This window comes from Streptomyces sp. C, from assembly GCF_000158895.1.
Lineage (GTDB): Bacteria > Actinomycetota > Actinomycetes > Streptomycetales > Streptomycetaceae > Streptomyces > Streptomyces racemochromogenes.
On the sequence record NZ_GG657750.1, the window covers coordinates 4,340,066 to 4,353,090 of the forward strand.

The 13,025-nt window shown below is 72.7% G+C and carries 9 protein-coding genes and 1 pseudogene; 3 read left to right on the top strand and 7 right to left on the bottom strand.

Going from position 1 to position 13,025, the window contains the following annotated elements; genetic code table 11:
* Window positions 1-245: 245 nt before the first annotated feature.
* Window positions 246-1,583: an MFS transporter gene (locus SSNG_RS19520; protein ID WP_007265599.1), complete on the bottom strand. Its 1,338-nt coding sequence runs from the start codon at window positions 1,581-1,583 to the stop codon at window positions 246-248.
* A gap of 25 nt (window positions 1,584-1,608) precedes the next feature.
* Entirely contained in the window at window positions 1,609-2,046 is a 438-nt protein-coding gene (locus tag SSNG_RS19525) for a MarR family transcriptional regulator (protein ID WP_007265600.1), read from the bottom strand.
* A gap of 118 nt (window positions 2,047-2,164) precedes the next feature.
* Between SSNG_RS19525 and SSNG_RS19530 the strand changes: the two genes are divergently transcribed.
* Window positions 2,165-2,347: a hypothetical protein gene (locus tag SSNG_RS19530; RefSeq protein ID WP_007265601.1), complete on the top strand. Its 183-nt coding sequence runs from the start codon at window positions 2,165-2,167 to the stop codon at window positions 2,345-2,347.
* Here SSNG_RS19530 and SSNG_RS19535 read toward each other — a convergent pair.
* A complete protein-coding gene (locus tag SSNG_RS19535; protein ID WP_042801409.1) occupies window positions 2,340-3,767 on the bottom strand; it encodes an NCS2 family permease in 1,428 nt (475 codons plus the stop codon). The genes SSNG_RS19530 and SSNG_RS19535 overlap by 8 nt on opposite strands.
* Before the next feature lie 139 nt (window positions 3,768-3,906).
* On the opposite strand from SSNG_RS19535, the gene SSNG_RS19540 reads away from it, so the two are divergent.
* Window positions 3,907-4,218, top strand: a complete 312-nt coding sequence (locus SSNG_RS19540) for a DUF2530 domain-containing protein (RefSeq protein ID WP_007265603.1) — start codon at window positions 3,907-3,909, stop codon at window positions 4,216-4,218.
* Window positions 4,219-4,414: 196 nt separating this feature from the next.
* Complete coding sequence (locus SSNG_RS19545; RefSeq protein WP_007265604.1) at window positions 4,415-6,871, top strand: cation-translocating P-type ATPase; 2,457 nt, start codon at window positions 4,415-4,417, stop codon at window positions 6,869-6,871.
* 13 nt (window positions 6,872-6,884) lie between these two features.
* On the opposite strand, the pseudogene SSNG_RS19550 reads toward SSNG_RS19545, so the two are convergent.
* The 4 genes and pseudogenes from SSNG_RS19550 to serC form a co-directional block, all read right to left on the bottom strand.
* Window positions 6,885-9,999: pseudogene (locus tag SSNG_RS19550) on the bottom strand (molecular chaperone Hsp90).
* Between the two features lie 62 nt (window positions 10,000-10,061).
* Window positions 10,062-10,700 carry a class F sortase gene (locus SSNG_RS19555; RefSeq protein ID WP_007265606.1) on the bottom strand — a complete coding sequence of 213 codons (639 nt, stop codon included), beginning with the start codon at window positions 10,698-10,700 and terminating at the stop codon, window positions 10,062-10,064.
* Complete coding sequence (locus SSNG_RS44875) at window positions 10,693-11,472, bottom strand: hypothetical protein (protein WP_007265607.1); 780 nt, start codon at window positions 11,470-11,472, stop codon at window positions 10,693-10,695. The genes SSNG_RS19555 and SSNG_RS44875 overlap by 8 nt, the downstream gene beginning before the upstream one ends.
* A 296-nt stretch (window positions 11,473-11,768) precedes the next feature.
* Window positions 11,769-12,887 (bottom strand): phosphoserine transaminase, encoded by a 1,119-nt coding sequence (gene serC, locus SSNG_RS19565; protein WP_007265608.1) that lies wholly within the window; start codon window positions 12,885-12,887, stop codon window positions 11,769-11,771.
* Window positions 12,888-13,025: the final 138 nt, after the last annotated feature.

The window sequence follows — 13,025 nt, forward strand, 5'->3', positions numbered from 1 at the left end:
CGGGCGCTCCGCGCCCGGTGCGCTCAAACTCCCCCAGCTACCGCGGGGAGGTGCCCCCAGCGCGGGCTGGAATTTCGCTGCGCGTAATCCAGCCCCGGCCGGCAACTTCCAGCCCCGCCGGCGTTTGAGGCGCGGGGGTCTGGGGGCGGAGCCCCCAGGGGGTCCGGGGCGCAGCCCCGGGGAACGGGCGAAGGGCGGGGCGGGGAGCAGCCCGCGCAGCGGTACACCCCCCGCCCGGCCAGGGCCTACGCGGCGGGGGCCAGCTCGCGCCGCGCCCCGGCCGGGACGAAGACGACGCCGTGGCGGTTCAGGCGGAGCCGGAGGTTGCCGACGCGGGACAGGACCAGGCCGACGGCCACCGCCGCGGCGAGGGAGATCAGGCCGCCCGCGGCCATGCCCAGCCGGGCTCCGTACGTGTCCGTGATCCAGCCGACCAGCGGCGCGCCGACCGGGGTGCCGCCGGTGAACACCATCATGAACAGGGCCATCACCCGCCCCCGCATCTCGGGGTCGGTGGCCATCTGGACGTTGGAGTTCGCCACGACGTTGACGGTCAGCCCGAACATCCCGATCGGCACCAGCAGCACCGCGAACAGCCAGAAGCCCGGCGCGAACGCGGTGACCAGCAGCAGGACCGAGAAGAGCACCGCCGCCGTCACCAGCAGCCGCAGGCGGGAGTGTCCGCGGCGGGCCGCCAGCAGGGCGCCGGCCAGGGAGCCGGCCGCGATGAGGGTGTTGAACAACCCGTAGGTGCCCGCGTCGCCGTGGAAGACGTCCTCGGTGAAGGCCGACAGCCAGATCGGGAAGTTGAACCCGAAGGTGCCGATGAAGCCGACCAGCACGATCGGCCAGACCAGCTCGGGCCGGCCCGCGACGTAGCGCAGGCCTTCGCGCAGCTGTCCCTTGGCGCGCGGCTGCGGGGTGACGGGGTGCAGTTCGCGCGTGCGCATCAGCAGCAGGCCCGCGATGGGCGCGGCGAAGGACAGGCCGTTCAGCAGGAAGGCCCAGCCGGAGCCGACGGCGGTGATGAGCACGCCGGCGATCGCCGGGCCGACCAGCCGCGCGGACTGGAAGTTCGCCGAGTTCAGGCTGACGGCGTTGGCGAGCTGCGCGGGGCCGACCATCTCGGAGACGAACGTCTGCCGGGCCGGGTTGTCCACGACGGTGACCAGGCCGATCAGGAAGGCGGCGAGGTAGACGTGCCAGACCTGGACGTTGCCGGCCAGGGTCAGTGCGGCGAGTGCGACGCCGGTGAGGCCCATCGCGCTCTGGGTGGCGATCAGCAGCGGCCGCTTGGGCAGCCGGTCGGCGAGTACGCCTCCGTAGAGCCCGAAGAGCAGCATCGGCAGGAACTGCAGGGCGATGGTGACGCCGACGGCGGACGCGGAGCCGGTCAGCGAGAGGACCAGCCAGTCCTGCGCGATGCGCTGCATCCAGGTGCCCGTGTTGGAGACGACCTGGCCGGTGGCGAAGAGCCGGTAGTTCCGGATCCTCAGCGAGCCGAACATGGAGTTCCTGCTCGCGGCGCTGGTAGTGGTGGATGTATGGCCGGGTGCGGAGTCTGCTCCGGTTCCCGTACTCAAAAGCGTTCGCCTCCTGGCGTCGTTCCTATAGGTGGGCGAGCTTCTCCAGGACGGGTGCGGCCGCGCGGAGCTTGGCCCATTCGTCCTCGGTGAGCTCGGCCGCGAGCCCGGCCAGGAAGGCGTTGCGCTTGCGACGGCTCTCTTCGAGCATCGTCTCGGCCTCCTCGGTCTGGCGGACCACCTTCTGGCGGCGGTCCTCGGGGTGCGGCTCCAGCGTGACCAGTCCCTTGGCCTCCAGCAGCGCGACGATGCGAGTCATCGACGGGGGCTGGACGTGCTCGCGCCGGGCCAGCTCACCGGGGGTGGCGTGGCCGCAGCGGGCGAGGGTGCCGAGCACCGACATCTCGGTCGGGCTGAGCGATTCGTCGACGCGCTGGTGCTTCAGGCGCCGGCCCAGCCGCATCACGGCGGAGCGCAGATCGTTCACGGCGGCGGCGTCGTCGCCATGGGAGAGGTCACGCATGTCTTTAGAATAACTCATTACTCTGTCTAAGGAAAAATGGTTTCGAGCTCACTCGTACGGGTGAGTGCGCGGCGGAAAGTGACACGCGTGCGCACCCTGTGGCCCGACCCTTTCGGGCATGGGGACACATGTGCTGAGCATGCGCATAGACGGGGAGCTGCTGGAACGGCTCCGGCACCATGCCGCCAAACGCGGAATGAGCGTCCAGGACTATGTGGTCCGGACGCTCATTCGCGATGACTTCGACGAGCGGTTCAAGGCCGCCGTCGACGAGACGGAGAAGTTCTACGGGCTCACGTGAGGCCGAGGGCCGGCATCGCGTAGTAGAAGACGAAGACCGCCGAGACGGCGTACATGGCGGCCGGGACCTCACGGCCCCGGCCCGTCGCCAGCCGCAGCACGGCGAAGCTGACGAAGCCGATGCCGATGCCGTTGGTGATCGAGTAGGTGAAGGGCATCATCACCATGGCCATGAAGGCCGGGACGGCGATGGTGAAGTCGCTCCAGTCGATGTCCCGGACCGAGCCCGCCAGGATCAGGAAGCCGACCGCGACGAGGGCGGGGGTGGCGGCCTGTGAGGGGACCATCGTGGCGAGCGGGGTCAGGAAGAGCGAGACGGTGAAGAGGGCGCCGGTCACCACGTTGGCCAGGCCCGTTCGGGCGCCCTCGCCGACGCCCGCCGTGGACTCCACGAAGCAGGTGGTGGCGGAGGACGAGGTGGCGCCGCCGGAGGCGACGGCCAGGCCGTCGATGAGCAGGACCCGGTTGATGCCGGGGAAGGTGCCGTCCGGCTTGGTCAGCTTGGCCTCGTCGCCGACGCCGAGGATGGTGCCCATCGCGTCGAAGAAGCAGGACAGCAGCACGGTGAAGACGAACAGGATGCCCGTGAGGACGCCGACCTTGCCGAAGCCGCCGAAGAGGCTGACCTGGCCGACCAGCCCGAAGTCCGGGGCGGCGACCGGGTTGCCGGGCCACTGCGGGACGGTCAGGCCCCAGGCGAGGTCCGGCAGGTCGGCGATCAGCTGCACGGCGACCGCGACGACGGTCATCACGACGATGGAGATCAGGATCGCGCCGGGCGTCTTGCGGATCAGCAGCGCGAGCGTGAGCAGCACGCCGACGACGAAGACCAGGACGGGCCAGCCGTGCAGGTGGCCGTTGCCGCCGAGCTGGAGCGGGACCGTGGTGTGGGCGGCGTCCGGGATGCGGGTGACGAAGCCGGAGTCGACCAGGCCGATCAGCATGATGAACAGGCCGATGCCGATCGCGATGCCCTTGCGCAGGCCCTGCGGGACGGCGTTCATGACGCGCTCGCGCAGGCCGGTGGCGACCAGCAGCATCACGACGAAGCCGGCGAGGACGACCATGCCCATGGCGTCGGGCCAGCTCATGCGCGGGGCCAGCTGGAGGGCCACGACGGTGTTGACGCCGAGGCCGGCGGCCAGGGCGATCGGGACGTTGCCGATCACGCCCATGAGGAGGGTGGAGAAGGCGGCCGTCAGGACGGTCGCGGTGACGAGCTGGCCGCCGTCGAGCTGGTGCCCGTACATGTCCTTCGCGCTGCCCAGGATGATCGGGTTCAGCACGATGATGTAGGCCATCGCGAAGAAGGTGGCGAAGCCGCCCCGGACCTCGCGGGCGACGGTCGAGCCGCGCTCGGAGATCTTGAAGTACCGGTCCAGGCCGGTGGTGGGGGCCGCGGCGGGTGCCGAGGTGCTCATGCGGTCCTCAAACGGGTCTATTGGGCGGTTCATACGAACGAATCTGGTCGTAGACAAACCGTTTCAGTATGAACACATGAACGAAGGGTCGTCCATCTCCGCGCGTAGACCCGAAAACGGGCCACCTAGACTTGGCGCCATGGCGAAGTGGACTGCGAAGCACGAGGCGCCCGAGCCCCTTGAGGGCCCGGTTGTCGCCACCATCACCGGCGGCACGATCCTCTGGTTCGCCATGTTCGTCGTCCAGCTGCCCTTCTACGGGTGGTTCGCCGACCGCGACCTGCTGTGGTGGGTGTGGACCTGCGCCGCCGGCGGCGGGCTCGGCCTGATCGGCATCTGGTACGTCCGCGGCCGCGACGCCGCCCTTCGTGCTCACGCGGCGGAACAGGCAGCTCGGGCTGCCGGGGGCGGCGAGGCCGGGCCGGCCCCACAGGCGGGCAGCGGGGCGTAGGCCCCGCCGGCGGCCCCGGAGCGGGGCCCGGCTGCCCGGCCGGCGAGCGGGCCCCTGGGTGGGCGCCGGGCGCCGCCCGGCCGCGCCGCGGCTGTCGCCGCCACGGGCGACCTCGGGACGATTCGGGTCATCCTGAAGTCGGATCTTCCGACCGCTCGGGGGGTGAAGCGTTCGAACCGCCCTTACCGTCGAAAACATGACGCAGCGGGCGAGGATCGACCATGACGGGCCGGAACGGGCCGGCGGCGCCGCCATCGACGCGGGCGCCGAGCTCGACCCCGTACACCCGGTGAAGCCCCCCGCCCCCCGGTTCAAGCCGGCCGGCCTCAGCACCGCCGAGGTCGCCGAACGCGTCGCACGCGGCGACGTCAACGACGTCCCCGTCCGCTCCTCCCGCTCCACCGCCGACATCGTGCGGGCCAACGTCTTCACCCGCTTCAACGCCATCATCGGCGTCCTGTGGGTGATCATGCTGGGCGTCGCGCCCATCCAGGACAGCCTCTTCGGCTTCGTGATCATCGCGAACACCGGCATCGGCATCATCCAGGAACTCCGCGCCAAGAAGACCCTCGACGGCCTCGCCGTCATCGGCGAGGCCAAACCCGGCGTCCGCCGCGACGGCACCACCGCAGAGGTCTCCACCTCCGAGATCGTCCTCGACGACGTCATCGAACTCGGACCCGGCGACAAGGTCGTCGTCGACGGCCTCGTCGGCGAGGCCGACGGACTGGAGATCGACGAATCCCTCCTCACCGGCGAGGCCGACCCCGTCCTCAAGAAGCCCGGCGACCAGGTCATGTCCGGCTCCTTCGTCGTCGCCGGCGGCGGCGCCTTCACCGCCACCAAGGTCGGCCGCGAGGCCTACGCCGCCCAGCTCGCCGAAGAGGCCTCCCGCTTCACCCTCGTCCACTCCGAGCTGCGCTCCGGCATCTCCACCATCCTCAAGTACGTCACCTGGATGATGGTCCCGACCTCCATCGGCCTCGTCATCAGCCAGCTCGTCGTCAAGGACTCCAACCTCAAGGACTCCATCGCCCGCACCGTCGGCGGCATCGTCCCGATGATCCCCGAGGGGCTCGTCCTCCTCACCTCCGTCGCCTTCGCCATCGGCGTCATCCGGCTCGGCCGCAAACAGTGCCTCGTCCAGGAACTCCCCGCCATCGAGGGCCTCGCCCGCGTCGACGTCGTCTGCCTCGACAAGACCGGCACCCTCACCGAAGGCGGCATGGACGTCACCGAACTCCGCCCCCTCGGCGGCGCGGAAGCCGCCTACGTCCAGAAGGTCCTCGGCGCCCTCGGCGAATCCGACCCCCGCCCCAACGCCAGCCTCCAGGCCATCATCGACGCCTACCCCGACAGCGCCGAGTGGCGCTGCACCGAGTCCCTGCCCTTCTCCTCCGCCCGCAAGTACAGCGGCGCCAGCTTCAGCGAGGGCGACGGCGAGAACAACACCTGGCTGCTCGGCGCCCCCGACGTGCTCCTCCCCGCCGGGGACCCCGCCCTCGACGAGATCGACGGCCTCAACGAACAAGGGCTACGCGTCCTCCTGCTGGCCCGCTCCGCCCGCGAACTCGACGACCCCGCCGTCGCCACCGGCGTACGCCCCACCGCCCTCGTCGTCCTCGAACAGCGACTGCGCCCCGACGCCGCCGACACCCTGCGCTACTTCGACGAGCAGAACGTCAAGGCCAAGGTCATCTCCGGCGACAACGCCGTCTCCGTCGGCGCCGTCGCCGGCAAGCTCGGCCTGCCCGGCGCGCACCACACCGTCGACGCCCGCGAGCTGCCCGCCGAACGCGCCGAGATGGCCCAGGTCCTCGACGGGAACTCCGTCTTCGGCCGCGTCACCCCGCAGCAGAAGCGGGACATGGTCGGTGCCCTCCAGTCCAACGGCCACACCGTCGCCATGACCGGGGACGGCGTCAACGACGTCCTCGCCCTCAAGGACGCCGACATCGGCGTCAGCATGGGCTCCGGCTCCGAAGCCACCCGGGCCGTCGCGCAGATCGTGCTGCTGAACAACAGCTTCGCCACGCTCCCCTCGGTGGTCGCCGAAGGCCGCCGCGTCATCGGCAACATCACCCGCGTCGCGACCCTCTTCCTCACCAAGACGGTCTACTCGGTGCTGCTGGCGATCCTGGTGGTCTGCTCGCAGGTCGAGTACCCCTTCCTGCCGCGCCACCTCACCCTGCTGTCCACCCTCACCATCGGCATCCCGGCCTTCTTCCTGGCGCTCGCCCCGAACAAGGAACGCGCCAGGCCGCACTTCGTGAAGCGGGTCATGCGCTACGCGATCCCCGGTGGCGCCATCGCGGCCGTCGCCACCTTCGCCACCTACCTGATCGCCCGCGCCCACTACAGCGGCCCCGACGCCCTCAAGGCCGAGACCAGCGCGGCCACGCTCGCCCTGTTCCTGACCTCCATGTGGGTGCTCGCGATCATCGCCCGCCCCTACACGTGGTGGCGCGTCGCCCTGGTCGGCGCGATGGGCGCGGCCTTCCTCGTCGTCCTCGTCGTGCCCTGGCTCCAGGACTTCTTCCAGCTCAAGCTGGAGGGCGTGACCATGCCGTGGATCGCCGTCGCGATCGCGGCGGCCGCATCCGCCGCGATCGAGTTCACCTTCCGGTGGGTGGACCGGCGCTTCCGGGCGTAGCCGCCCCGGCCGGTCAGTCGAACCAGCGGTCCCGGGCCAGTTCCGCCGTCCGCGACGGGTCCTCCAGCAGGGCCGCCACCTCGAAGCGGCGCGGCCACTGGGACGCCGACCAGGCCAGGCCCGCCGCCACGCCCTCCAGGGTCGCCGCGTGCAGCACCCCGTCCGGGGTGAGCCGCCAGTCCAGCTCCGTGCCGCCCGCCACCAGCTCCTCGTGCTCCACGTACGTCGCCGGGGTCTTCGGGCCCAGCAGGATCCGTACCGACTCCGGCACCTCGTGCTCCTCGCCCGGCGTCGTCACCTCCGCCGGGACCGTCTCCGACAGGCGACGCACCTGGAACAGGTCGGCCAGGTCCGCCGCGCGGGCCGGGGCGACCGGCAGCAGCGGCAGGCCCGCCGTCAGCGGGAGCAGGTCGGGGGCGTCCGCGACGACCGCGTCGGCCGCGTCCACCACGACCACCTCGCCGTCCACCACCGCCCGCAGCTCGTCCGGCAGCGTCACCTGCTCCGGGTCCAGATCGGCCAGCGCCCCGTACAGCGCGTGCAGCTGGTGCCCGGTGACCTCGCGGTCCGGGTCGGCGAGCCGGCCCAGCAGCTCGGCCGCGCCGCCGGGCTCCTCCAGCAGGGCCCGCACGGAGGTGCGTACGCCCAGGGCCCGCAGCACCTGCTCGTCTTCAAAGCCCGTCGCGTCCGCCGGGGCGTACAGGCCCGCCAGCAGCGGGTCGCCGCCCGCGGACCGCAGACCGGCCGGGCGGCGGCCGTCCAGCACCGGATGGTCGCGCAGCCACCAGGCGGTGTACGAGCGCACCGACCGCGTGGTGCCGTCCGGGAGCAGGATCCGCACCGGCTGGGTCAGGGCGTCGCGCAGCGGCGGCTGCGCCAGCATCGCCAGGGCCTGCGGCCAGCGGTCGTCGTCGACGAGGTCCAGGTCCCGGACGGCGATCAGCTCGGTCGCCACCGGCGGCACCGGGGTGTCGGGGAACTGGTCGAGGAGGTCCTCGCCCCGCACGTCGACGGCGTCCAGCAGGCCCGGCGTCGTCCGGCTCGGCGAAAGTCGCCCTCGCGGGGCTCCAGTTCGTCCGGGTCGAGGACCCACGTCGGTGGCGCGGACCAGCTGGAACTCGGTCAGCACCCCGCACGCGGCCAGCGTGTCCGCGTCCCAGCGGGCCGCGAACTCGGCGTCCAGGTACGGGACCTCGTCCTCGCGGAGCACCGACGCCAGCGGGCTCCCGGCGAGCAGCAGCTCCCCGGCCGGGGCGAGTTCCCCGTCCTCGTCGGGCAGGGCCAGCGCGCCCAGCCACGGCTCCTCGCCCGGGGCCAGGGCGGCCGCGCGGACCAGGGTCAGGACGGTGTCGGCGAGCTCCTCCGGGTCCGGCGCGTCCTCGTCCCAGACCTCGCCGGCGTCCAGGGAGGCGGCCACGGCGGCGCGGACCTGCGGGGTCGTCAGGACGGCGCGCGCGGTGGCGGGGAGCGCGCCGAGCTTCTCCAGCAGCGGGTGCGCGGCGTCCGGGTGGGCCACCTTCAGGCCGAGGCGGGCCAGGTCGGCGGGGGTGTCGGGGCCCGGCAGCAGGACGTGGCGCGGGCCGATGGTGGTGCGGCCGTCGGCGAGCGGCACGGGCAGGCCCGACAGCCGGTCCGGGTCCATCCCGGCCAGGGTGTCGTAGAGGCGGTGCCACCAGTCCGGGGTGCGCTCGATGCCGGCGATCCGCTCGATGTTTTTTTTTTAGCGGCAGCCGGCCCACGCCCAGGGTGCGCAGCTCGGGGCGGCGTTCGAGCCCGGCGGGCAGCAGCGTCGGGAGGACCTCCGCGAGGACCCGTACGGTGTCGGCGCCGGCGCCCTCCACGACCTCGGCCTCGAAGGGCCGCAGCGAGGGGAGTTCCTCGGTGGGGGCGGCCGGGGCGAGGAACGCGGTGCGGGGCAGCCGCTGGAGGACGGCGGCGCGCAGGGCGCCGTCGAGGGGGCTTCCGCCGAGCGGGCCGGGCACGAGGTCGACCAGGGCGGTGCTCACCGGCTCCCAGGCGCCCAGGAGTTCGGCGTACGCGTCGGCGGCGCGTTCCACGAGGAAGTCGGTCAGCGGCCCGGGCGCGGGGTGGCGGCGGGTGGTGTCCAGCGGCAGGGAGGCGATGAGCAGGGCGGGGACGCCGAGGGGCTCGTCGGTGGGGGTCGGGGCGTGCACGACGGGCGCGGTGCGGGGGCGTACGGGGGCGCCGTCGGGGTCGACGGGGGCGGCCCAGGTGACCGTCCAGTCGGGCCGCAGCCGCTCCTCGACGGGCCGGTCGGCGAGGAGGGCGGGGTCGATGGGACCGGTGTGGCGGACGGTGCGCCAGCGGTGGGTGCCGGAGGCGGAGTCCTCGATGACGGTGTACGGGCCGTCCATGCGCCGGAAGAGGACGCGGTGTCCGGCGGAGGGGGTTTCGATGACGACCTCGCGCAGCCCGGGCAGGGTCAGCAGCAGGGCGTCGTCGATGCCGGCCAGCAGGCGTTCGGCGAGGTCCTCGGCGGCGGCGTCGCGCAGCGGGAGGACGACGACGGTGTCGTAGCCCTCGGGGGCGGTGCCCTCGGCGGGCAGCGGCAGCCGCAGCAGCGGTACGTGGCCGTCGCGGCGGCGGAGCTCGTCGCCGAGGCCGGGGCTGAAGGCCGCCGCCTCCCGGGCCAGTTCGCGGGCTTCGGCGAGGGACCAGCGGACGCCGCCGTGGCGGCCGAGGACCGCCGGCTCGTCGGAGACGGCCAGTACGGCGGCGAAGCCGACGCCGAAGCGGCCCACGGAGCCCTGGTCGTTCTCCCGCTTGGCGGAGGCGCGCAGGGTGCTCAGCGACTCCACGCCCGTCGCGTCGAGCGGGGCCCCGGTGTTGGCGGCGGCCAGCACGGCGGGGCCGTCGGGGCCGGCGGGGTGCAGGGTCAGGCGCAGCCGGCCGGGGACCTTGGCGCGGGCGGCGGCGTCGGCGGCGTTCTGGGCCAGCTCGACGACGAGCCGGTCCCGGTAGCCGCCGAGCGCGAGGTCCTCCTCGGCGTTGGCGTCCTCGCGGAACCGGGCCGGGCCCGCGCCCCACGCGTCGAGCACCCCCCGCCGCAGCCGGGCGGTGCTGAAGGGGTCCACGCCGCTCCCGGCCGCCGTCACTCGCACGTTCACGCCGCATGCCTCCACGCTGTACCGCGTACTCCTCTGGAGTGCTGAAGGTATCGCGTGGCGGGCTACGCCTTGCCCGTGAGGTGGGCGAACACGACGACGTTGGAGTCCCAGTGGCGGTCGGCGGTGAGGTTGCCGCCGCAGGTGATCAGGCGGAGTTCGGCCTTGCCGTGGGTGTCGCCGTAGACCTTGCCGGTGGGGAAGGCGTCCTTCTTGAAGGTGTCGACGGAGTCGACGGAGAAGACGGCGGTGGTGCCGTCGGTGCGGTGGACCTCGATCTCCTGGCCCTTCTTCAGGGTCTTGAGGTTGTAGAAGACGGCCCGGGGGGCCTGTGGGGTGTCCATGTGTCCGACGATCGCGGCCGCGCCGGCCTCGCCGGGGGTAGGGCCTTGCCTGTACCAGGCGGCGTCCTCCGGTTTGGCGAAGTCGGGTTCCTGCATGACGCCCTGGGCGTCGAGGCCGACGGAGTCGAGCGGGGCGTCGACCTTGATGCCGGGGATCTCGATCCGGTCGGGGACGGAGGCGGGGAGGACGGCGGCGGGGATGACGGAGGCGGTGGTGCGGGGGGTCGTGCCGTGCGCTTGGGCGCCGGCCGAGCAGCCGGTGGCCAGGGTCAGGGCCAGGGCGAGGGCCGGGGCCCCCGCCAGGGCGGCGGCGCGGGGTGCGCGGCCGCCCCGGCGGCGGGAGGGGGCGGTCTCAGGCATCGGCGGGGGCCTGGCCGGTGTTCACGGAGCCCTTGGGCGTCTTGTGCTCGGAGGGCTTCAGCGGGACCGGCTTCACGTCGGGCGCGCCCTTGGCCTCGGTGGAGAACCTGGCGGTGTCGAACTTCTTGCCGCCGGCGAAGGCGTCGACCCCGTAGTAGCCGGTCCTGACGTCCTTGGCGACGGTCGCGGTGCCGGTGAAGGTGCCGTGGCCGTCGTTCTTCAGGTCGACGCGGCCGCCGGCGAAGGCGGCGGACTTCACGTAGGCGTCCTTGGCGGTGGTCTTCACGGTGACGGTGACCTTGTCGCCGGGCCGGCCGAAGTCGGTGGAGAGGCGGAGCGTGGAGGGGGCCGGGGTGGGCGGCTTCGGGGCGTCGCCCTTGTGCACGGTGAGCTGGGCGGTGGCCCGGAGCCTGGTGCCGTCGGGGGCGCTGCCGGTGAGGGAGACGCCGTAGGAGCCGTCCTTGACGTCGGCGACCGTGGCGGTGCCGCTCCAGCTGCCGTCCTTGGCGGGGGTGAGCCTGACGTCGCCGAGGGCGGCGGAGGAGACGGCGAGGTTCTTGGAGCCGGCGGGGGCGGTCACGGTGACGCTGATGGCGTCGCCGGGCTTCACGGGCGAGGAGGGCACCTCCACGCGGGCGGAGGCGGCGGGGTGCGTGCTCGCGGTGGGGGAGGGGGCGGGCGTGGGGGTGCCGGCGGCGAAAGCGGTGGTGGCGCCGCCGAGGGCGAGGGACGTGGTGAGGGCTACGGCGGTGAGGGTGAGTGCCTTGCGCATGGGTTCCTCCTGAACGGAACGGGCCGGCCGGGGATCGTTCCCGGCACACCGGACAAGAGGGACATCGAGGGCGTTTGGTTTCGGGGTCCGAGGGGCGCCGGGAGGGGCGGGTCGAAGGTCCTGGGGGGTGCGTGCGCAGGTGGGAGCGGGGAAATGGGCGTCCGTTTGCGGGATTTTTGCCCTGAATTTCGGGACCAAAGTCCCGAGGGGTGGAGAGACGAGAACGCCAGGAGCCCCCGGCGCCGGGAAGGCGCCGGGGGCTCCACAGGTACGGGTACGGGGCAGGCCCCGTCAGGTCAGAGCTGCTCGATCACGTAGTCGATGCAGGCCGTCAGCGCCTGCACGTCCGCCGGGTCGATCGCCGGGAACATCGCGATGCGCAACTGGTTGCGGCCCAGCTTGCGGTACGGCTCGGTGTCCACGATGCCGTTGGCGCGCAGCACCTTCGCCACCGCCGCCGCATCGATGTCGTCCGAGAAGTCGATCGTGCCGATGACCGCCGAACGCTTCTCGGCGTCCTGCACGAACGGGCTCGCGTACTTCGACGCCTCCGCCCAGCCGTACAGGTTCCGCGCGCTGGCCGCCGTACGGCCCGTCGTGAACTCCAGACCGCCCTGCGAGTTCATCCACTCCAGCTGCTGGTCCAGCAGGAAGAGGGTGGACAGCGCCGGGGTGTTGTACGTCTGGTTCTTCAGCGAGTTGTCGATCGCCGTCGGCAGCGAGAAGAACTCCGGGATGTGCCGGCCCGACGCGTGCACGCGCGCGGCCCGCTCCAGGGCGGCCGGGGAGAACGCCGCCAGCCACAGGCCGCCGTCCGAGGCGAAGGACTTCTGCGGGGCGAAGTAGTAGACGTCCGTCTCGGTGATGTCCACCGGGAGGCCGCCCGCGCCCGACGTCGCGTCCACCAGGACGAGCGACCCGGCGTCCGCGCCCGCGACGCGCTTCACCGGCGCCGCGACACCCGTCGAGGTCTCGTTGTGCGTGTACGCGTACACGTCCACGCCCGCCTCGGCGACCGGCTCGGGGTGCGTGCCCGGCTCGGAGGAGATCACCGTCGGCTCGTCCAGCCACGGCGCGAGCTTCGCGGCCTTGGCGAACTTCGACGAGAACTCGCCGAACGTCAGGTGCTGGGACTTCCGCTCGATCAGACCGGCGGTCGCGACGTCCCAGAAGGCGGTGGAGCCGCCGTTGCCCAGGATCACCTCGTAACCCTCGGGCAGGGAGAAGAGGTCCCGGAGGCCCTGGCGCACCGAGCCGACCAGGTTCTTGACCGGGGCCTGGCGGTGCGAGGTGCCGAGCAGGGAGGTACCGGTGGCGGCGAGGGCGTCCAGCGCCTCGGTCCGCACCTTGGAGGGGCCCGCGCCGAAGCGACCGTCGGCGGGCTTGATGTCAGCGGGAATCTGGATCTCAGCCACGAGCGGAGCGTATCGGGTCCCGGACCGGGCCCCGGAGGCGCGTCCACCGGGTGAGACGCCCGGCGGGTGGGAAGGTGGGCGCCGTGACGTCGACCGGGGAACTCCAGCGGACATTGCGGGCGGAGCTGCGCGGCGAGG